This is a genomic window from Candidatus Binataceae bacterium, from assembly GCA_035508495.1.
In the GTDB taxonomy this organism is placed as follows: Bacteria; Desulfobacterota; Binatia; order Binatales; family Binataceae; genus JASHPB01.
On the sequence record DATJMX010000041.1, the window covers coordinates 52,568 to 72,415 of the forward strand.

18 protein-coding genes are annotated in these 19,848 nt (G+C 61.6%); 5 read left to right on the forward strand and 13 right to left on the reverse strand.

Annotation, left to right across the window (positions count from 1 at the left end):
* Positions 1-199: 199 nt before the first annotated feature.
* Both VMA09_14160 and VMA09_14165 read left to right on the forward strand, forming a co-directional pair.
* The gene (locus VMA09_14160; protein HUA34747.1) at positions 200-775 is read left to right on the forward strand and encodes a sigma-70 family RNA polymerase sigma factor; all 576 of its coding nucleotides are present in this window, start codon (positions 200-202) and stop codon (positions 773-775) included.
* A gap of 90 nt (positions 776-865) precedes the next feature.
* A complete protein-coding gene (locus VMA09_14165) occupies positions 866-1,675 on the forward strand; it encodes a zf-HC2 domain-containing protein (protein ID HUA34748.1) in 810 nt (269 codons plus the stop codon).
* A gap of 35 nt (positions 1,676-1,710) precedes the next feature.
* Here the strand turns inward: VMA09_14165 and purF are convergent, their stop codons facing one another.
* From purF to VMA09_14200, 7 genes are all read right to left on the reverse strand, one after another.
* Positions 1,711-3,180 carry an amidophosphoribosyltransferase gene (gene purF, locus VMA09_14170; GenBank protein ID HUA34749.1) on the reverse strand — a complete coding sequence of 490 codons (1,470 nt, stop codon included), beginning with the start codon at positions 3,178-3,180 and terminating at the stop codon, positions 1,711-1,713.
* Positions 3,173-5,404 carry a phosphoribosylformylglycinamidine synthase subunit PurL gene (gene purL / locus VMA09_14175; protein HUA34750.1) on the reverse strand — a complete coding sequence of 744 codons (2,232 nt, stop codon included), beginning with the start codon at positions 5,402-5,404 and terminating at the stop codon, positions 3,173-3,175. Before purL ends, purF begins: the two co-directional genes overlap by 8 nt.
* The gene (gene purQ, locus VMA09_14180) at positions 5,401-6,090 is read right to left on the reverse strand and encodes a phosphoribosylformylglycinamidine synthase subunit PurQ (protein ID HUA34751.1); all 690 of its coding nucleotides are present in this window, start codon (positions 6,088-6,090) and stop codon (positions 5,401-5,403) included. The genes purL and purQ overlap by 4 nt, the downstream gene beginning before the upstream one ends.
* Positions 6,087-6,332 (reverse strand): phosphoribosylformylglycinamidine synthase subunit PurS, encoded by a 246-nt coding sequence (gene purS, locus VMA09_14185; GenBank protein ID HUA34752.1) that lies wholly within the window; start codon positions 6,330-6,332, stop codon positions 6,087-6,089. Before purS ends, purQ begins: the two co-directional genes overlap by 4 nt.
* Before the next feature lie 27 nt (positions 6,333-6,359).
* Positions 6,360-7,076, reverse strand: coding sequence for a phosphoribosylaminoimidazolesuccinocarboxamide synthase (purC, locus tag VMA09_14190; GenBank protein ID HUA34753.1), 717 nt, complete (start codon positions 7,074-7,076; stop codon positions 6,360-6,362).
* A 135-nt stretch (positions 7,077-7,211) separates the two neighbouring features.
* Entirely contained in the window at positions 7,212-8,618 is a 1,407-nt protein-coding gene (gene purB / locus VMA09_14195; protein HUA34754.1) for an adenylosuccinate lyase, read from the reverse strand.
* A 115-nt stretch (positions 8,619-8,733) separates the two neighbouring features.
* Positions 8,734-9,297, reverse strand: a complete 564-nt coding sequence (locus VMA09_14200; protein ID HUA34755.1) for an isoprenylcysteine carboxylmethyltransferase family protein — start codon at positions 9,295-9,297, stop codon at positions 8,734-8,736.
* Positions 9,298-9,411: 114 nt separating this feature from the next.
* Between VMA09_14200 and VMA09_14205 the strand changes: the two genes are divergently transcribed.
* Positions 9,412-10,263, forward strand: a complete 852-nt coding sequence (locus VMA09_14205; protein ID HUA34756.1) for a GyrI-like domain-containing protein — start codon at positions 9,412-9,414, stop codon at positions 10,261-10,263.
* A 3-nt stretch (positions 10,264-10,266) separates the two neighbouring features.
* On the opposite strand, the gene rbfA is transcribed toward VMA09_14205, so the two are convergent.
* The 5 genes from rbfA to rimP all read right to left on the reverse strand — a co-directional run bounded on the left by rbfA (position 10,267) and on the right by rimP (position 16,278).
* Positions 10,267-10,617 carry a 30S ribosome-binding factor RbfA gene (rbfA, locus tag VMA09_14210; GenBank protein ID HUA34757.1) on the reverse strand — a complete coding sequence of 117 codons (351 nt, stop codon included), beginning with the start codon at positions 10,615-10,617 and terminating at the stop codon, positions 10,267-10,269.
* Between the two features lie 68 nt (positions 10,618-10,685).
* Positions 10,686-10,973 carry a DUF503 domain-containing protein gene (locus VMA09_14215; protein HUA34758.1) on the reverse strand — a complete coding sequence of 96 codons (288 nt, stop codon included), beginning with the start codon at positions 10,971-10,973 and terminating at the stop codon, positions 10,686-10,688.
* Positions 10,974-11,035: 62 nt separating this feature from the next.
* Entirely contained in the window at positions 11,036-13,990 is a 2,955-nt protein-coding gene (gene infB, locus VMA09_14220) for a translation initiation factor IF-2 (protein HUA34759.1), read from the reverse strand.
* 284 nt (positions 13,991-14,274) lie between these two features.
* Positions 14,275-15,675: a transcription termination factor NusA gene (gene nusA / locus VMA09_14225; protein HUA34760.1), complete on the reverse strand. Its 1,401-nt coding sequence runs from the start codon at positions 15,673-15,675 to the stop codon at positions 14,275-14,277.
* 102 nt (positions 15,676-15,777) lie between these two features.
* Entirely contained in the window at positions 15,778-16,278 is a 501-nt protein-coding gene (gene rimP, locus VMA09_14230; GenBank protein HUA34761.1) for a ribosome maturation factor RimP, read from the reverse strand.
* A 311-nt stretch (positions 16,279-16,589) separates the two neighbouring features.
* On the opposite strand from rimP, the gene VMA09_14235 reads away from it, so the two are divergent.
* Complete coding sequence (locus VMA09_14235) at positions 16,590-17,852, forward strand: acyl-CoA thioesterase/bile acid-CoA:amino acid N-acyltransferase family protein (protein HUA34762.1); 1,263 nt, start codon at positions 16,590-16,592, stop codon at positions 17,850-17,852.
* Positions 17,853-17,862: 10 nt separating this feature from the next.
* On the opposite strand, the gene VMA09_14240 is transcribed toward VMA09_14235, so the two are convergent.
* Positions 17,863-18,729, reverse strand: coding sequence for an alpha/beta hydrolase (locus VMA09_14240; protein HUA34763.1), 867 nt, complete (start codon positions 18,727-18,729; stop codon positions 17,863-17,865).
* Positions 18,730-18,866: 137 nt separating this feature from the next.
* Here VMA09_14240 and VMA09_14245 point away from each other — a divergent pair, with 137 nt between their 5' ends.
* Positions 18,867-19,652 carry an SDR family NAD(P)-dependent oxidoreductase gene (locus VMA09_14245; protein ID HUA34764.1) on the forward strand — a complete coding sequence of 262 codons (786 nt, stop codon included), beginning with the start codon at positions 18,867-18,869 and terminating at the stop codon, positions 19,650-19,652.
* Positions 19,653-19,848: the final 196 nt, after the last annotated feature.

The following is a 19,848-nucleotide window of genomic DNA, read 5'->3' on the forward strand; positions in this document are numbered from 1 at the left end:
TGCCGATGTACTTGCAGCTTCCGAGCGCGCCGCCATCAGACGAGGCTACACTAGCGGCATCTGGCCTCAAATACGTAACCCATAGCGTACCGGATTGCACAGTTTTTCATTATCGATGCAAAAATCCAGAATTTTGGGAACTATTCGTTTTGCCTGCGGATTTTAACATCAGCAGGTGATATGACTTTACTGCTCAAATATGGCGGACAAGGGCGGCACTCCAGATCGGCGAGGACGCTTCGAGCAGGAGGCGCTGCCCCATCTCGACGCGCTCTATACGATGGCGGTGCGGCTCAGCCGCAATCCCGACGACGCCAACGATTTGGTACAGGAAACCATCCTGCGCGCTTATCGCTTCTTCGATCAGTTCGAAAACGGCACCAACTGCCGCGCCTGGCTGCTGACCATCCTGTTCAACAACTTCCGCAACGGTTATCGGCGCGCAACGCGCGAGCAGCCCGCCGCATCGACCGAGGACTTCGATCGCAGGGTGGAAGCGGAAAGCCTCCACGGCGACGTGCCCAACGGCGATCCGCAGGTGATGCTGTCGGCGGTCGGCATGGATCGCGAGGTCGAAGCTGCGCTCGACGCGCTGCCGCCGGAATTTCGCGAGGTGCTGCTGCTCGTCGATGTACAGGAATTGAGTTACCAGGAAATTTCCAAGGTGCTGAACATTCCGATCGGTACGGTAAAATCAAGGGTGTCGCGCGGGCGAGCGATTCTGCGCGAGGCACTGACTAACTATGCAAAGGAGCGAGGAATCTTACGATCTTGACTCAGCGATGGCGCGACGCCTACTCGTCATTAACTTGACGGCTGGCGTCGCGCGCTGTGCGAGACCGTGGGGGAAGGCCTGAAAGACAACTTGGATTGCGGCACCTACATAGCCGACTATTTGACGCCTCACGCTGACGGCGAGCTAAGGGGCGCGGAACTCGCGCGCGCCGAAGCTCACGTTGCGAAGTGTCCACAGTGTGCCGCGGCGCTGGCCGAGGAGCGCGAGCTCAAGGCGATGTTGCATGTGCGGGCGGGGATGCTGCGGACGCCGCCCCAGGTCCGCGGCTCGATCCTGGCTGCGCTCGACGCCGCGGATCGGCGTGAGACAACGCCCAGGCGCGCTCCAGCTCCGAGCCGGCGGCCGGCGATTGTTCGCGGGTTGCGTTACGCGATACCGATCGCGCTCGCGGCCGCGATCGCTTTCTTCGTCATCATCCTGAGAAATCCGACGCCCGCCGAATCTTACCCGGCCTTCGATTACGCGACCGACCATTACGATCAGTTCCTAGGTCGATTCGATCCCAATGTTCCGTCCGACTCGCCCGGCGATATCGCGGCGGCCTACATCGATCACAAGATGCCGGGCTACCTGTGGAACTTCCAGCCGAGTGGTTACAAGCTGCTCGGCGGGCGCATCGAGAAGATGCCCGACGGCCGCTTTGTTACGAATACCTTCTACCGCAGCGACGACGGCGCGATCCTGTGCAGCTTCGTCGCATCGTCAGGATTAAAGCTGCCTCCCCGAGATGCGGACGAACTCGGAGTGCATCATTTCTTCGAGTATCGCGGCCATACGATTTGCATGAGCTATTTGCCCGGCGGCAAGTACGTCTGCATCCTGGTCTCGCGCAAGCCGATGAAGGCGTTCATGCAGGACATCGCGGCGTCGGAACTCTGACGCGGAATCAGTTCAGACTTTAGAAAAGCTCACTGTTAGCGGCGGTCGGCCTTGCCGTTCTCGCTCGCATAGAAGAGCGGCAACTGCGAAGGCCCACTCGAGCGCGGAATCTCGATCGGATAGTTGCCGGTGAAGCACGCGTCGCAGTAGCCCTCGCGCCCTTCCATGAAGGAATACAGCCCTTCCCAGCTCAGATAGCCGAGGGAGTCGGCCGTGATATAGCGGCGGATCTGCTCGATAGAATGCGATGACGCGAGCAACTCCTCGCGCGTGGGCGTATCGATTCCGTAAAAGCACGAGTGCGTCGTCGGCGGCGCCGCGATTCGCATATGAACTTCGCGCGCGCCCGCCTGACGGAGCATCGGGATGACTTTTCTCAGCGTTGTGCCGCGCACCAGCGAATCCTCGATCAGCACGATTCGCTTGCCGCGCAGCAGATCCACGACCGGGTTGAATTTGATCTTCACTCCGAAGTGGCGAATCGACTGGCGCGGCTCGATAAACGTGCGGCCCACGTAATGGCTCCGCACCAGCGCCATTTCGAAGGGAAGCTTGGCCTGCTCGGCATATCCAAGCGCCGCTGCCGTTCCCGAGTCGGGTACCGGCACGACGACATCGGCCTCGGCCGGGCATTCGCGCGCGAGCGCCCTTCCGTGCTGCTTGCGCACGGAATAAACGTTGCGGCCGTACAGCAGGCTGTCGGGCCGCGAGAAATATACGTACTCGAAGATACAGCGCTTGAGCGGAGCCTCGGGAAATACACGCATCGAGCGCACGCCGTTTTCATCGACGACGACCATCTCGCCGGGCTCGATCTCGCGGATATATTCGGCGCGAACCAGATCGAGTGCGCACGTCTCAGAGGTCACGATCGTCGCGTCATTGAGCTTGCCTAGCACCAGTGGCCGGAAGCCGTGCGGATCGCGCACCGCGATCATCTCATGCTCGGTCAGCACGACCAGCGAGTATGCGCCCCGCACCTGCGCGAGCGCCTCGGCCACGCGGCCCGGCAGCGTCGTGGCGTGCGAGCTCGCGATCAGGTGAATCATCACCTCGCTGTCCGACGACGATTGAAAAACGGTGCCGTTTTCTTCGAGCTGCTCGCGCAGTTCGGCGAAGTTGACGAGGTTGCCATTGTGCGCGAGCGCGAGACCGCCGCGCTTGTGCGTGACGAGGAGTGGCTGACAATTCTGAATCGAGGTCGAGCCCGTGGTCGAATAGCGGTTGTGACCGATCGCGCTCGTGCCTTCGAGGCGGCTTAAAATCTCGGTGTTGAAAATGTCGGCGACGAGACCCATCCCGCGATGCGCGATGAGCGACTTGCCGTTGGACGACACGATGCCCGCCGATTCCTGCCCGCGATGCTGCAGCGCATAGAGCCCCAGGTACGCAAGGTTGGCGGCCTCGGGATGGCCGTGGACGCCGAAGACGCCACACTCTTCGTGGAAGGCGTCAAGGTTCGAATCCTCGACTGAAACTGAAACTTCGAGTTCGTGTTCAGTCACGGCCGCTTAGCCTCCGTGGCAATGCGTCCTCGTAGATCCCGAGAAGCTCGCGTATGGCCTGGTCGATCACGCCGGCAACGCTTAGCTTCGGCGTCGAATCGACTTTGCCAATCACCGAAAATTCAAGCCCGCGACCGGAGAACAATTTCTCAGCGCGGGCCAAATCACCTTCAGCAATCGATACCACGACGGTCGAAGGGCCTTCACCAAAAAGCTCCGCCGGGTCATCCGCGCGCGAACCAAGATCGATTTGCGCGCCGATTAGACCGGCCGGATTGAAGCACGCTTCTGCAAGCGCAACCAGCAATCCGCCATCCGACACGTCGTGAGCCGATTGTATCAACCCTTGCTCAATCGAACCAACAAGGGCCTCGATTAGCATCTTCTCGCGTTCGAGGTCGATGGGCGCGAGCGCGCCACCGTCGAGACTAAACATCGCCTCGTATTCGGTCGCGCTGAGTTGCGGCTTGGCCGTTCGCACGATCGCGACTACGTCGCCACCGCGCTTAAAATGCTGCGTCACGCGCTTGCTGACGTCGCTCATAACACCGAGCACCGCGATGGTCGGCGTCGGCATGATCGCGCGTCCCTCGGTCTCGTTGTAGAAGCTGACGTTGCCGCTCACCACCGGAGCGCCGAAGGCGAGCGACGCATCGCGCAACGCCTCGATGCCGCGGACGAACTGCCACATGATCTCCGGCCGCTCGGGATTGCCGTAGTTGAGACAATTCGTGATCCCGACTGGATGCGCCCCGGCGCACGCGACGTTGCGGACCGCCTCGCACACCGTCGCGATCGCACCGATATACGGATCGCGCTCGCAGGCGCGCGGGTTCGAATCGACCTTGAGCGCGATACCGCGTTTCGAATGCTTGATCCGCAGCACGGCCGCATCGCTTCCCGGGCCCTCGACCGTGTTGCTCAGCACGATCGAATCGTACTGGCGAAAAACCCATCGCTTGCTCGCGACGTTCGGATTATCGAGTAGCGCGTGGAGCGCATCGTCAGGCTTGGGATGGACTTTCGTCGCGCCGACACGAACGGGCGAGGCTTTCGGCGGAGCGTGTGGCCGATCGTACATGGGAGCTTCGTCGGCGAGCGGGCCGACCGGGATATCGGCGACGAGCTGGCCGTGCCATCGCGCGCGCCACCTTTTGTCGTCGATGATCTTGCCGATCACGACGGCATGGAGATCCCACTTCTCGAAAACCTTGGCGAGCTCGTGCTCGCGACCCGGCGCTGCGACGAGGAGCATTCGTTCCTGCGATTCCGAGAGCAGGATTTCGTAGGGCGTGATCGCGCTCTCGCGCAGCGGCACTTTGTCGAGATCCATTTCGATTCCGACGCCTCCGCGCGCCGCCATCTCACTCGACGACGACGTGAGGCCCGCCGCGCCCATGTCCTGGATCGCGACGACTGCTCCCGTGCGGCCGGCCTCGAGGCACGCCTCGATCAGCAGTTTCTCCGTGAACGGATCGCCAACCTGGACGGTCGGCCGCTTCATCTCGCTTTCCTTGTCGAACTCCGCCGACGCGAGCAGCGACGCGCCATGGATTCCGTCGCGGCCCGTGGCCGAGCCGACGTACATCACGGAGTTGCCGACGCCCTTGGCGCGCGCGCTCAGCATCTCGCCCTTGCGCACGAGGCCCAGGCAAAAAGCGTTGACGAGGATATTGCCGTTGTAGGCAGGGTCGAACATCACCTCACCCGCGACGGTCGGCACACCCACGCAGTTGCCGTAGCCCCCGATTCCGCCGACAACGCCGCCGAGCAGGTAGCGCGTGCGCGGATGATCGAATGATCCGAACTTGAGCGAGTCCATGCTCGCTACCGGACGCGCGCCCATCGTGAAGATGTCGCGCAGGATTCCGCCGACGCCGGTTGCCGCGCCCTGATGCGGCTCGACGTAAGACGGATGGTTATGGCTTTCGATTTTGAAGACCGCGGCCCAGCCGTCTCCGACGTCGATCGCGCCGGCATTCTCGCCCGGCCCCTGCACGACGAGCTCGCTCTTCGACGGAAGAGTCTTCAGGTACTTGCGCGATGACTTGTAGGAACAGTGCTCGGACCACGCGACGGAGAAGACGCCGAGCTCGGTGAAGTTGGGAACCCGGCCGAGGATTTCCTGGATACGATTGAATTCGCTTTCGGTCAGGCCGTGGGCGCGCGCCTGCGCGAGATCGATTATGGGCTCGCCCGGCAGGCTGATTGGCCGCTCGCTCATCGCGCGCTCTCGATTATCGATTGAAAGAACACTCGGGCATCGTCACCGCCGAGCATCTTCTCGACGGCATGCTCCGGATGAGGCATCAGGCCGAACACATTGAAGCGCTCATTGCAGATGCCCGCGATATTGCGCATCGAGCCGTTGGGATTCGCTGCGTCGCTCTCGCGCCCGTCAGCATCGACGTAACGCAGGATCACCTGGCCGCGCTCTTCCATCTGGCGCAGCTCTTCTTCCGGCGCGACGTAGCATCCTTCGCCGTGCTTGATTGGCAATCGCAGGACCTGCCCCGGTTTGGCGGCGCTCGTGAATCGCGTATGAGCGTTTTCGATGCGAACATTTACGCGCTCGCAGATGAACGACAACGACTTGTTGCGTGTCAGCGCGCCTGGCAAGAGATGCGCCTCGCACAGAATCTGGAATCCATTGCACGTGCCAAAGACTAGGCCGCCGTCGTTCGCGAACTTGATGACGCTCTTCATGATCGGCGAGAAGCGCGCGATCGCTCCAGTGCGCAGGTAGTCGCCGTAGCTGAATCCTCCCGGCAGGAAGAGGCAATCCGCGCCCTGTAGCGATTCGTCCTTATGCCAGAGCATCGTCGCCGCTTCGCCCATCACCTCGGAAATGGCGTAGAGGGCGTCGCTATCGTCGAGCGAGCCCGGGAAGCGCACGACGCCCCACTTCATTCGCCTTCAACCTCGAAGCGGTAGTCCTCGATCACAAGGTTAGCGAGCAATTGCTCGCACATCTTCTTGATTTCGTCGCGCGCGGCCGCGGTGCTCTTCGCGTCGATATCGAGCGTGATATATTTGCCGACCTTCACGTTCGAGGCGTTGGCGAAGCCGAGGCTTTTGAGCGAACTTTCGATGGTGCGCCCTTGCGGGTCCAGAATTCCTTTACGCGGCGTGACGAAAACTTTTACTTGCAAAGCGATTTCCAGCGCGTCGCGGTCACGTCAGCTTTCTACCCGGCGCAGCATCTCGTGATACGCCTCTTCGACGCCGCCGAGGTCGCGGCGGAAGCGATCCTTGTCGAGCTTCTGGCGCGTGGCCTTGTCCCAGAAGCGGCACGTGTCGGGGCAGATTTCGTCGCCGAGCAGAACCTCGCCATGATGGCGTCCGAACTCGAGCTTGAAATCGACGAGGATCACGCCGCGCTCGTCCAGGAACTTGCGCAATACGTCGTTGACCCTCAGCGCCATCGCCTTGATCGCGACGTTCTCGGCCTCGGTCGCCCATCCGAATTCCACCGCATGTTCCGGGTAGATCAGCGGATCATCGAGCTCGTCGGACTTGTAGTAGTACTCTACTACCGGCTTCTTCAGCTCGCGTCCCTCTTCGAGGCCGAGCCGCTTCGCCATCGAGCCCGCGCAGATATTCCGCACAACGGTTTCGCACGGGATAATTTCGAGCCGCTTGCAGAGCATGTTGCGGTCGTCGAGGCGCTTGACGAAGTGCGTCTTGACACCGTTCTTTTCGAGCAGCGTAAAGAACAGCTCCGAGATCCGGTTGTTCATCACGCCCTTGTCTTCGATCGTGCCGCGCTTCTTGGCATTGAACGCGGTCGCGTCGTCTTTGAAATATTGGATTACGAGGTCGGGATCGGAAGTGCTGTAAAGCTTCTTGGCCTTACCCTCGTAGAACATATCGAGTTTCTGCGGAGATGAATCCATAGTAGGGCGTCCCTCGCGGAAATGAACGTTTCCTTTCAACTATCTTACCATCCGACGTGTCACAACGAAGCGGGCTGGTGGCGTATCCACAGCGGGAGGCGATTATGCACAAACACCCACGCAGGGCTGGGGATTTCAGGATTTCGGGGGCGGTGCGAAACGCTCGACCAACTCCGCTGCAAGACCAACATAAGCACGAGGACTGAGGCCGTCGAGAGCGGCTTTCGCATCGTCGGGCAGCGGCAGCGTCGCGATAAATTCCTCGATCACTTTGCGATCGATCCGGCGGCCGCGCGTCAGTTCCTTGAGCGTCTCGTAGGGACGCGGCAATCCGTGCCGGCGCATGAGAGTCTGAATCGCCTCGGCGACGACTTCCCACGCCTGCTCATCGTCGAGGTCCTCGGCGATACGCGCCTCGTTGACCTCGACGCGTTTCATCCCGCGCTCGAGCGAGCTTAGTGCGACAATCACGTGGCCGAACGCCGTGCCGATCGCACGCACTGCGGTGCTGTCGGTGAGATCGCGCTGCCATCGCGAGATCGGCAGCTTGCCCGCCAGATGCTCGAGCAGCGCCGACGCGATTCCCAGGTTGCCCTCGCAATTCTCGAAATCGATCGGGTTCACCTTGTGCGGCATCGTAGAAGAGCCGGTCTCGCCCTTCACCGCTTTCTGCGCGAAGTAGCCGATCGAGATGTAACTCCACATGTCGCGGCAGAAGCCGAGCAGGATCGTCGCGATTCGCCGCGTGGTGTCGAACAGCTCGGCCATGAAGTCGTGGCTTTCGATCTGCGTCGTGAGCGGGTTCCACACGAGGCCGAAGCTCTCGACGAAGTGGCGCGAATGCTCGATCCAGTTGAGATGGGGATGCGCGAACAGGTGCGCGTTGAAGTTGCCGACCGCGCCATTGAACTTGCCAAGATATTCCTGGCGCCGGAGCGCGTTTATCTGGCGCTCGAGACGTGCCGCGAAAATCGCCAGCTCCTTGCCGATTGTAGTCGGCGAGGCTTCCTGACCGTGCGTGCGCGCGAGCATCGGCAGCGCCTTGTAACGATGCGCGAGCTCGGAGATGGAATCGATCGCGTGCTGAATCGCGGGCTCGAGCTCGACCGCGACGAACTCCCGCAGCATCACCGCGTAGGAGATATTGTTGATGTCTTCAGAGGTGCACGCGAAGTGCACAATTTCGAGCGGCAGCGATGGATCCAGCGCGGCGAGTTTCTCCTTGACGAAGTACTCGACCGCTTTAACGTCGTGATTGGTTTCGGCTTCGAGCGCCTTGACGCGGCGCGCATCGGCGAGCGTCAGGCCATGGTAGATATCGCGAAGCTTCTCGACCTGCTGCGCCTCGATTGGCTTTACCGCATCAAAACGGAAATTGCGCGCGAGCGAGATATACCACTCGATTTCGACCCGCACCCGATACCGAATCAGCGCGAACTCGCTGAAGAAGGCTTCCAGAGCCCGCGTGCGAGCCCGATAGCGCCCGTCGATCGGCGTCACCGCCAACAGCGCGATATCGATATCTTGCGTCTTCTGATCCACGATCGCCCAACCGGGGAGCTTAACAAATAACGCGCCTTGACGCGCGACGCGAGCCGACGAATCCGCAGACGATTCTACGATTCTGCTTCGAAACATAGTGGGGCACTGGATTTTTTCAGACGAACGGCACCAGCATCGGGACGCGGCGCTGGTATTCGGCGTAGGCGCCAGGGCCGAGTTCCGCGGAGAGGAATCGTTCTTCGGTGCGGGCTTTCAGCCAGAGAGCGCCTGTCAGGAGGATCGTGCCCAGGACCGCGGTTATAGTCGCCTCCGCGAGGGCAGTCGCGATCGTTGCGAATATCAGGCCCGTGTATATCGGATGACGCACGATTGCGTACGGGCCGGTGTCGATCACGTGATGGCCTTCCTTCTTGGTGATTGCTCCCGACCACAGCGGGCCCAAATGAATTCGCGCCCACCATGCGAAGAGGATTCCGGCCACCACAAACCCGACCAGCAGATATGCTCCGCCGTAGCCGACGTGCCAGATGCGTCTCATGCCCATCGCGTGCGCAAAGGCGTGGGTCAGCATCACGAGGCCCACGCCCGCGCCGATTCGATACGCCCAAACTTCCCAGCCCGTGACTTGCTTTTCGGTGCGCTCCGACCATAGCGCGGCGGCGATCCACGTGATGGCCCATGCTGCCCACGCGAGATCGAATAGTTGTCTAGGACCCACGGCGAGCAGGCCTCCGTACAGGTGTGACGTAGCAGAATAGCATCAAGTTTCGGATGGTCGAAGATCGCAAGCGCGGCAAAGAGTTAGCGCGCGACTCCTGCTAGATTTCGGGGCGTGAAGCAGGTCACCGAACGCGATTACGAAGAGCGAATCGAGCGGATCGTCAAATTGCTCGAGGCCGACCCCGCGGCGCATCACGCGCTCGATGACCTCGCAGGCGCGGCGCACTTCTCGCGCTTCCATTTCCATCGTATCTACCGCGCGATGACCGGCGAGACCGTGAACGATACTGCGCGGCGTCTGCGCCTTGCGCGCGCGGCACGTCAGCTCGCATCGACGAATACCGCGGTGACCGAAATCGCGCTCGATGCCGGCTACGAAAGCGTGCAGACCTTCTCGCGCGCATTCAGCTCATTGACCAGTCTCTCGCCGCGCGAGTTTCGCTCGCGCCGCATCCGATTGTCGGATCTGATAAACGGCCCTGCGCCCCGAGCCAAGGGAGGAACTTCCATGAAAGTCGAAATCGTTGAACTCATGGCGAGCCGCGCATTCACGTATCGCCATCTCGGTCCGATGAGCACCGTCAAAGATACGTACTCGCGGCTCTGGCAATGGCAGATCGAAAACGGAATCGCGGGAAAGACCAGGGAAGCGATCGGCATCTGCTATGGCGACGAAACCGGCGACGATGAGTTCCGCTACTATGCCGGGGTCGTTTGGGACAAGCCCGTCAAAGCGGCCGGCGATATCGAGGTGCACGAAGTCCCGGGCGGCAAGTACGGATGCTATCGGCTAGTCGGATCCCACGACGGTATCCCGGCGGCTTTCCAGCGCATTTACGGCGAATGGCTGCCGGCGAGCGGCTTTGCGCCTGACGATCGGCCGGCACTCGAGATCTATCGCAACAATCCCTTCGATACGGCGGCCAACGAGTTGATTACCGACTTGATGATCCCGATTCGATGAGCGTCAGCTCTTGGCGCGCGTGTCTCTGAGCAGTTCCTGGATGCGTGCGGCGTGCTCGGGACCAACGTCGAATTCGAAATCGACTTCCGGCGTATAGCGCAGGCCCAGCGCGCGGCCAAGCTCACGCCGGATAAAGCCCGAGGCGCTCTTGAAGCCCGAGATCACAGCGGGCGCGCGCTTGGATCCTTCGAGATGAGAAAAGAACACCCGGCCGTGGCGCAGATCGTCGCTCATCTTCGCGCCCGTGAGCGTCACGCCCCGCAGGCGCGGATCTTTCAGATCCCGCACGAGCATCTCCGACAACTCGCGCATCAGGAGTTCAGCAACTCGTTCGGGGCGGCGGCCTTCGCTCACTCTGTTCTCCAATATCGATCAGTTCGACCGCGCGCGATGCGACACGGACGAAGCGTTGATTCCTCTTCCTAACAGCTGATGATCTCGAATTCTTCGTCGCCGAGCGGCGCGAGCCCAAGCGAGTCGATAAAGTTGACGACTTCACGCAGCGCGCTGTCGACGAACGAGCGATCGTTGCCGACCTGGCAGATGCCGAGCTCAGCGCGTTGCCACATATCGTTGTCGTCGGACTCGGCAATCGAGACGTTGAACTTGTTGCGAACGCGAGCCTTGATTGCGCGCAACACCTGCCGTTTCCCCTTGAGCGAATGATTTTCCGGCAGAAAAAGCGTCAGCCGGACCACGCCGACCACCATATCCGGTTCCTCCGCGATGCGCGGCGCGGCGCGATGATTGCGCCGCGCCCATCAAACCCGGCTCAGGTCTCGAGCTGCTTTTCGACCTGCGCCTGCCCACGCATCGTCTCCGGCTTGGGAGTCTCGAGCTTGCGCAGCACGGCTTCGAGCTCGAACGCTTCGATAATGTCGCTCGGCTTCACGTCGTTGTAGTTCTCGAGCGCGATACCGCACTCGTAGCCCGTGGCGACCTCGCGCGCGTCATCCTTGAAGCGCTTGAGCGAAGCGAGCTTACCTTCCCATACCTGGCGGCCGTCGCGCACGAGGCGCGCACGAGCGCTGCGCACGATCTTGCCATCGAGCACCATGCATCCGGCGACCGTCGCGCCCGGCACGTTGAAGATCCGGCGCACTTCGGCGCGGCCCAAAGTCTTCTCGCGATAGGTCGGTGCGAGCAGACCTTCCATCGCCTCGCGCATGTCGTTAATCGCCTCGTAGATAATCGTGTAGAGGCGAATCTCGACGCCTTCCTTCTCGGCGAGCGCCGCGGCTTTAGGCTCGGGCCGGATGTTGAATCCGATCACGACGGCTTTGGAAGCCGACGCAAGTGTCACGTCGGTTTCGGAGATCGCGCCGGCCGAGCGATGTATTACGATCAGCTTGACCTCGGCGGTCGACAGCCGCTCGAGCGAATCCGCCAGAGCTTCGACCGAGCCCTGCACGTCGCCCTTGAGAATGACCTTGAGCTCCTTGACCTCGCCCGCGGCCATCCGCTGGCTCAGATCTTCGAGCGAGATACGGCTCGACTTGGCGAGCTCGCCCTCGCGCTGCTTGGAGCGCCGATACTCGGCGACCTGGCGCGCCTTGGATTCCTCGGCGACGGCGGTAAACGTCGTGCCGGGTTCAGGCACGCTCGAGAGGCCGAAGATCTCGACCGGAGTCGAAGGCCCGGCCTCGGTCATGCGCTGGCCGAGATGATTTTGCATCGCGCGCACGCGGCCGTAGGTGACGCCGCATACGAACGGATCGCCCTGATGGAGCGTGCCTTCCTGGATGAGCACGGTGGCAACCGGGCCGCGGCCGCGGTCGAGCTGCGATTCGACAACGATACCGCGCGCGGGGCGATCCGGATTCGCCTTCAGCTCCATCACGTCGGCCTGGAGCAGGATCATTTCGAGCAGCTTGTCGATTCCGTCGCCCGTGCGGGCGGAGACGGGGACCGTAATCGTCTCGCCACCGTAGTCTTCGGGCACGAGCCCGATTTCGGTGAGGCGCTGCTTAGTGCGATCGATATTCGCATCAGGCAGATCCATCTTGTTGACCGCGACGATGATCGGAACTTCCGCGGCGCGTGCGTGATTGACGGCCTCGACCGTCTGCGGCATCACGCCTTCGTTGGCGGCGACGACGAGCACAACGATATCGGTGACCTTGGCGCCGCGCGCGCGCATTGCAGTGAACGCCTCGTGACCGGGAGTGTCGACGAACGCGATCTTGCGCCCGTTGATCTCAACGGTGTACGCGCCGATGTGCTGCGTGATTCCGCCGAACTCTTTGGCCGTCACGTTGGTCTGGCGAATCGCGTCGAGCAGCGACGTTTTGCCGTGATCGACGTGACCCATCACGGTGACGACGGGCGGACGAGGCAGCGCTTCGCCGGCCTCCAGCTCGGGCGCTTCTTCGATTGCCGATTCGGCATCGAAGGAAACATTCTCAACGCTGTAACCGAATTCGCCGGCCAGCAGCGTCGCGGTATCGACGTCGAGCACCTGGTTGAGGGTGGCCATCTGGCCCATTTCCATCAACTTCTTGATGAGGTCGCCGGCCTTGACGCCCATGTTGCGGCCGAGATCGCCGACGGTCACGCCCTCGGTAATACGGACGACGCGCTTGGAGGCTTTCGGCGTCGTGATCTCAGTCTTGCGCTGTTCCTTGCCGGGCAGTGCACGCCGCTTCTTCGGCACGCGCAGCCCGCGCATCTCGCGCTCAGCCGCGAGATCGACGGTGCCCTTCTTGACAACTTTCTTCTTCTTGAGACCGCGTCCACCCGCTCCCGGCTTGGCCTGCTGATCGGGCGGCACGGGCATCCCGTCCTGCGGCGGAGTTTGCGGTTGCGAGGGCGGCGCGAATCTTCCCGTCGGACGCGCAGGCGTCGCCGGACGTCCCGGAGGAGTCGCAGGACGCACAGGAGTCTTTGGACGCAGATCGATCTTGCCGAGGACCTTGGGTCCGCGCTGACCATCGTCGAGCGACGGTCCTTGCTGCGCGCCCTTGGTCAGATTGATAGCCTCGCGCTGAATGGAGCGAACGTTGTCGGTGCGGAAACCGATTCGCGCACCCGCGGGACGCTCCGGCGGAGCCTCGGGCTTCGGCGGAGGAGGAGGCGATGGCGGCGCGGCCTGAACTTCAGTCGCCTTGACCTCGACCGGCGGCGGCAGCTCTTCTTCGGGCGGCTCCTTGAAATCCTTGAACGGCTCGAGCACGTCGGCCTGGCGCATTACCTCTTCCATACTCACAGTTTCGGGCTCAGGTTCTGGTGCGGGCGACGTGGGCTCGGGTTGGGATATATGTACGGCTTCGACAGGTTTCGCTTCCTCGATTACAGGTGGCGGTTCGACTGATGGCAGCTCTGGAACAGTGGATTCCGGCTCCATGAACATTGGCGTTTCGGGCGCAGCCGGTTCGTCAGCGAGGAACGGCGACACGAAAGGCTCGTCGGTCTTCTCGACTTCGAAATGGAACGGCTCGCCGTTTGATTGCGGCGCGCCTTCGGCGTGACGCCGCCGCATGACGGTCGCGTTGAGACGTTTTTCGACGACCTTGCCTGCGCTCGTTTCGAGCACGGTTTCGCGACGCAGGATCGTCGCGCGATGGGCCTGCTCGTCGAGGTCGCCCTTCAGCCGATCGGCTTCTTCAGGCGATAGCAAGCTCGACTCGGAGTGGGCATGACCGAGCTTGAGGCGAGACGCCGCGGCGAGGAGTTCCTCGACCGGGAGTCCCCAATCAGTAGCGAGAGTCTTAATCCGCTTTCGCGCCATCTTATCTATACTATTCGACCTGTGATTCTCTATCCAGCCGCTGTTTTACGATCCTTGCTATCTCAACTCGATCGCTGCGTTCGATTCTGCGTCTGAGCGATCGAAATTCCTTTACTTTGGATGCCACAAAACGCTCGAGGCATTCCACACTTCGATGCAGATAAGCGCCGCGTCCGGGCGCTTGCAAATCGAAATCGGGAACCACGAGGTCATTGTTAACAGCCAACCTTATCATCGTGTCTTTCGGCGCCTTCTTCATGCACCCGATACAGGTGCGCTCGGGCCTATGACTTTCCCTCGGCATCGGCAGCGGGTTCAGCCGCTTCCTGGGCCGGAACTTCCGCGCCTTCGGCCTCGGTGGCGATCAATTCTTCGGCCTCAGTCACCGCTTCGGCTTCTACTTCGACGTCCGGTTCCGCGGACGCCGCCTTGGCGGCAGCGTCAGCGCGCTTCTTCGCGACGTGATCGCGCGCGGCCTGGATTATCTGGCAAGCGCGATCGGCGCTGATGCCTTCGACATCGAAGGTTGCTTCCTCAGTCTCGGCAAGCTGCTCCGCCGAGCGGAATCCCCACTGGTAGAGCAACTCGGCGTTGATATCGCCGATACCCGGGATCGCGTTGAGCGAGGCACGCGCGGCGCGCGCTTCTTCTTCGGCCTCAGCCTCGCTGCGCACGTCGAGTTTCCATCCTGTAAGCCGATGGGCGAGGCGCACGTTCTGGCCACGCTTGCCGATCGCAAGCGACAGCTGATCGTCGGGGACGATCACTTCCATGCCGTGCTCATCCTCGTCGATAATGACTTTCGAAACTTTCGCGGGCGCGAGCGCACGGCAAACAAGCTCAGCCTGATCGTCGGTCCACGGCACGATATCGATTTTCTCGCCGCGCAGTTCCTGCACGACCGACTGCACACGCGTGCCCTTCATGCCGACGCATGCGCCGACCGGATCGACGTCGCTGTCTTTCGAATACACCGCAACCTTGGCACGTCCGCCCGGCTCGCGCGCGCTCTGGCGAATCTCGACGATACCTTCGTAAATCTCCGGCACTTCCTGCTCGAAGAGCTTCATCAGGAAGTCGTTCGAGGTGCGCGACAAGATGATCGCGAGGCCCTTCTCTGAAAGATCGACGTCGAGGATTAGCGCGCGGATACGATCGCCCTGGCGATAACGCTCGTGCGGGATTTGCTCCTTCTCGGGCAGGATCGCCTCGGTGCGGCCGAGGTTAACGATCATGTTCTTGCGCTCGAAGCGCTGCACGATGCCCGAGACGACTTCGCTCTTGCGATCCTTGAACTCGTTGAAGATCTGTTTGCGCTCGGCGTCGCGGATATGCTGGATGAGGTTCTGCTTGGCGGCTTGGGCGGCGATACGGCCCATCGTCGCGGTATCGAGCTTGATCAGGATTTCGTCGCCGGCCTGCGCATCGGGGTCGTACTTGGCGCGCGCCTCGTCGACGGTCGCCTCGGCCATCGGATTGGCGACGGTCTCGACGACGGTTTTGATCTCGAATAGTTCGATTTCGCCGAGCTCGGGATTGAAGCGCGACTCGATGTTGCGGTCGGGGCCGAAAGTGCGCCGCGCCGCCGAATGCATCATCTCTTCGACCGCGTTGATGACGATCGACTTGTCGATGCCCTTCTCTTTGGAAACCTGTTCGATAACCCGGTTCAGATCGACTTGCATTTTGTCTCCCCGACGCGCGATTTCTCCCGCGCGTCTTCGATAGAGAGCGTTATCACGCTCGCGCCGCACCTGTTGCGGCGCCGTCCTGACTGACTGCTCATGTCAGCCGCGCGCTTTTTCCTGATCAAAGTCGTACTCGTAATTCGCTTCCTTCATGTCGTCGAAGTCGAGCGCAAACTGGCGATGGCTCGACTCGTCGTCGATTTCGATCCCTTTCTCGGACACCGCGAGCAACCGACCCAAGAACGCCTTCTGCCCGTCGTGCGCCCGATGCGTCTTGATCTTCACCTTCTCGCCCTTGCACGCCTCGAAATGCTCGAGCTTGCGCAGGGGCCGATTCACGCCCGGCGAGGCGATCTCCAACATGTACCGGCCCTCGACCGGGTCATACACATCGAGCAAATCGCTCAGCACCGGCGTCAATTTCTCAAGGTCGCTGAGCCCGATTCCGCCGCCGGGCTTGTCGACCAGGAGGCGCAATAGCGAGTTGCGCGTGCCGGGCCGATATTCGATCGCCACCAGCTCGAAGCCGTGGCGCTCGATATGCGGCTCGAGCAGCTCGACCACTTTCCGCGCCACCGGATGAAGCGCCAACACCATCATCGGCACCCACCTCCTGCACTTTGTCCGGTAACCGGCCGCGCCGCACGGCGATCAGTTCTCGCGAGGCCTTTGAACGACACCAACAAAAAAGTGGGCACAAGCCCACTCAGAATGGAGAGAATATCATCACAACTGGCAAGTCAGCAAGGTGGCGAGGAGAGAAGAAAGGAGACAGCAAAAGATCACCACGAAGACACGAAGAATATCGGCACAATGACACGAAGACACAAAAAAAACGGTTTTACTTAGTGGCTTCGAGCCTTTGTGGTGAGTGCTTTGACGCCTGCGGTTTATGCTGATAGTCGCGATGGATGCGCATTGAAGCCGCGCCCATTGATGCACTCTACGATCGCGCTCTTACGACGTTAAGGCTGGTTGATTTTCCTGCGTCGCGAGTCGTCGTGATACGCGCGACGGTTCGTGACGATCTCGGTCATCACTGGGAGTCGTTTGCGGAGTTCACGACGAATCCTCAGGGGCAGGTCGATTTGGCGCTTGCAGCGCCGAGCGGGGGGACGTATCGCGTTGCCGATGCGATGGGACTGTTCTGGTCGATGCAGCTTGATCCGGCGGTCGAAACGCGCGGGCCGTTCGTCAAGACCAATCCCGATCCGGTCGTCGTAACGATCGCTGCCGAACTCGATGGCAAACCCACCGCGAGAATCCAACTGACGCGCCGTTTTCTTGCCGACCATATTGTTCGCGGTGACCTTGATGACCCAAGCCTTGTCGGGGCGTTTTTCCATCACGCGAGCGAGCGGCGTCCCGGTATCATCCTGCTCGGCGGCTCGGGCGGCGGCATGTCGATCGAACATCCGGCGTTGCTCGCAAGCCAGGGGTTCGCGGTGCTCTCGCTCGCCTACTTTGCGATGCCGGGTCTGCCCCAGGATCTCGCCGAGATTCCGCTCGAGTACTTCGAACGGGCCATCGGCTGGATGCGAAAGCATCGCGCAGTCAGGCCGGGTCCTCTCGCGGTTATCGGTGCGTCGCGCGGCGGCGAGCTGGCCTTGTTGCTCGGCGCAACGTTTCCCGAGATCACCGCAGTGGTCGGGTATGTTCCAAGCGGCGTCGGATGGGCGGGAATCAAAACGACGGGCGGACCGGCTGGATCAGCATGGACCTATCGCAAGAATCCGATTCGGTTTGTGCGAACGGAGCCGACTGATCTGAGCGCGTGGGACAAGAAACCAGTGGCACTAACCCCGACATTCCTCAGCCAAATGACGGATCCCGCTGAACTCGATTACGCGGCGATCGCCGTCGAAAACATCAACGGCCCGATTCTGATGTTCTCAGGCACTGACGATCAGATGTGGCCGTCGCTGAATCTCGCCGATCTCGCGATACAGCGGCTGATCGCGCGCGACTTCAAGCATCCCTATGAGCACATCAGCTACGCGGGCGCCGGGCACTTCATCCGGTTCCCGTATTCGCCCACGATCAGCGAGATCTTCCATCCCGTGGTGAAGACGCCGATGGCGCTCGGCGGCGCGCCGGAGAACAATCACATCGCCAATCTGGATTCGTGGCAGAAGTGCCTCGCGTTCCTCCGACGCCATCTCGGCGCCGCCTGACGCCGCCCTACTACCGCTCGACAAACTCGATTATTTCCTTCGCCGTGCCTGCGGGATTGTCGAGCGGCACGTGATGATATGCGCGCGGCACTTCCTTGAACACCGAATGCTTGATCTTGCGATGCATCTGGCGGGCGTGCCATGGGCTAACGAGCGTGCTGCGATCGCCGCGCAGAATCAACACTGGCATCTTGAGCAGCTTGAGCTTGGGCTTGCTCATCTTGTTGCCGCCTTTGCGCCACGCCCGCGTCTCGGGGTCGAAGCGGAACGCCCAGTTGCCGCTCGGCAGTTGCATCGCGCCGTGCAGCGCGAGCCGCTCGATGTCCTGTTTCGACATGTAAGTGTCGGGCGGACTCAGGCGGAACTTGCGGATAATATCGGCGCTCGATTTGAGCTCGGGGCGCTTGCCGCCTTGCGAGCGCCGGCGCCATCGCCACATCAACCGGCGAAAGAGAGGGGGCGGCCCATGCGGCGCATCGACGATGACCAGCGCCGCGAGCAGCTCCGGATGCAGCACGGCGACCCATTGCGACACCGCACCGCCCATCGAATGCCCAACGAGCACGACCTTGGTACCGAGCTCTTTGATAACCGCAACGACATCGCGCACGTAGGCTGGAGGTCCGTACACGGGCGGCTGCGGCCATTCGCTTTCACCGTGTCCGCGAAAATCGAGCGCGATCACCCTGCCACAAGGTGTCAGCAGAGGCGCGACGCCGTCCCACCAATGCGTATGCGCACCGCCGCCGTGCAAAAGAAGAAAGGTGTGCTTTGCGGGATCGCCGCCCCAGTCCAGGTAGTGAAGCTTCAGGCCATCGACTTCGACAAACTTGTGGGTCGGCTCCGTATCAACGGTAGCCGCTTGCTCAAACGCCATGGAGCGGCATTCTAATGAAGCCGCGATCGCGAGGACAGGCGCATCGGGCTAATCGCGCTGGCGGAGCCGCGGCGCTGCGTGATAACAAGCGACCATCAAGGTGAGCGCTCGCTGCAAGCGAGGCCAGGAGTGATTCAATGGCTCTCAGACTCGAAAACAAGAATGCACTGATCACGGGCGGCGCGAGCGGGATCGGCCGCGCCACCGCGATTCGATTCGCCGAAGAAGGCGCCAACATCTTCGTCGCCGATCGTCATCTCCAGGCTGCCGAGGAAACCGCCGCCGCCGTCGTCAAGCTCGGGCGCAAAGCGATCGCGCATCAGGTCGATACCAGCGACGAGGCGCAGTCCAACGCAATGGTCGAGCGGATGGTCAAGGAGATGGGCGGTGTCGATATCGTCGTCGCCGCGGCCGGCATTTCACACGCTCACTACGGCGAAGAGGGGCAGCCGGATGCCGTCCCACTCGCGGATAAATCGTTTGCCAACTGGAAACGCGTGCTCGACGTCAACCTGAACGGCGTATTCCTGACCGATCGAGCCTGCGCCAAGGCGATGATCAAAGCCGGCAAGGGCGGCAGGATCATCAATATCGCGTCAGGCGCGGCGCGGCTGCCGACTCCCGGCGTCGGCGAGTACTCGGTCAGCAAGGCGGGAGTCTGGATGCTGACGAAGGTACTCGCGATGGAGCTCGCCGCGCACAATATCACCGCCAACGCGATCGGACCGGGCTTCATCAAAACCCCGATGACGGCGAACCTCCAGGATTTGGGTATGACCGAAATGCTGCTGCAGCGCGTGCCGATGAGGAAGATGGGCGAGCCCGTCGACGTCGCCAATACTGCGCTGTTCCTGGCCTGCGAAGAAGGCCGCTACTACACGGGCTCGCTACTGCATCCCGACGGCGGCATCGTGATGGCGTAGTTGTCGGGCCGGCAGTATAAGTAGCAATGCGCGATCCGCTCGCCGTTCCATCGACTCGCGGCTCTTCATCGAGTCTCCCCTCTCCCTGCATTAATCCCCTCTCCCTGACCAGGGAGAGGTTAAGGGCGAGGGCATTCCGCTTCTGCTTTTCGCGCTCCAAAGATGCAGAAGTTCGGGCAACCCACGCCCGGCGCCG

What these genes read in the sequence shown, in the direction of transcription:
- rimP (HUA34761.1), bottom strand. Translation starts at nt 16,278, where the DNA reads ATGATGGTGTTGGCGCTTCATCCGGTGGCGCGGAAAGTGGTCGAGCTG.
- infB (HUA34759.1), bottom strand. Translation starts at nt 13,990, where the DNA reads ATGGCGCGAAAGCGGATTAAGACTCTCGCTACTGATTGGGGACTCCCG.
- VMA09_14215 (HUA34758.1), bottom strand. Translation starts at nt 10,973, where the DNA reads ATGGTGGTCGGCGTGGTCCGGCTGACGCTTTTTCTGCCGGAAAATCAT.
- VMA09_14245 (HUA34764.1), top strand. Translation starts at nt 18,867, where the DNA reads ATGGCTCTCAGACTCGAAAACAAGAATGCACTGATCACGGGCGGCGCG.
- VMA09_14160 (HUA34747.1), top strand. Translation starts at nt 200, where the DNA reads ATGGCGGACAAGGGCGGCACTCCAGATCGGCGAGGACGCTTCGAGCAG.
- purC (HUA34753.1), bottom strand. Translation starts at nt 7,076, where the DNA reads ATGGATTCATCTCCGCAGAAACTCGATATGTTCTACGAGGGTAAGGCC.
- purL (HUA34750.1), bottom strand. Translation starts at nt 5,404, where the DNA reads ATGAGCGAGCGGCCAATCAGCCTGCCGGGCGAGCCCATAATCGATCTC.
- purQ (HUA34751.1), bottom strand. Translation starts at nt 6,090, where the DNA reads ATGAAGTGGGGCGTCGTGCGCTTCCCGGGCTCGCTCGACGATAGCGAC.
- nusA (HUA34760.1), bottom strand. Translation starts at nt 15,675, where the DNA reads ATGCAAGTCGATCTGAACCGGGTTATCGAACAGGTTTCCAAAGAGAAG.
- VMA09_14240 (HUA34763.1), bottom strand. Translation starts at nt 18,729, where the DNA reads ATGGCGTTTGAGCAAGCGGCTACCGTTGATACGGAGCCGACCCACAAG.
- VMA09_14235 (HUA34762.1), top strand. Translation starts at nt 16,590, where the DNA reads ATGCGCATTGAAGCCGCGCCCATTGATGCACTCTACGATCGCGCTCTT.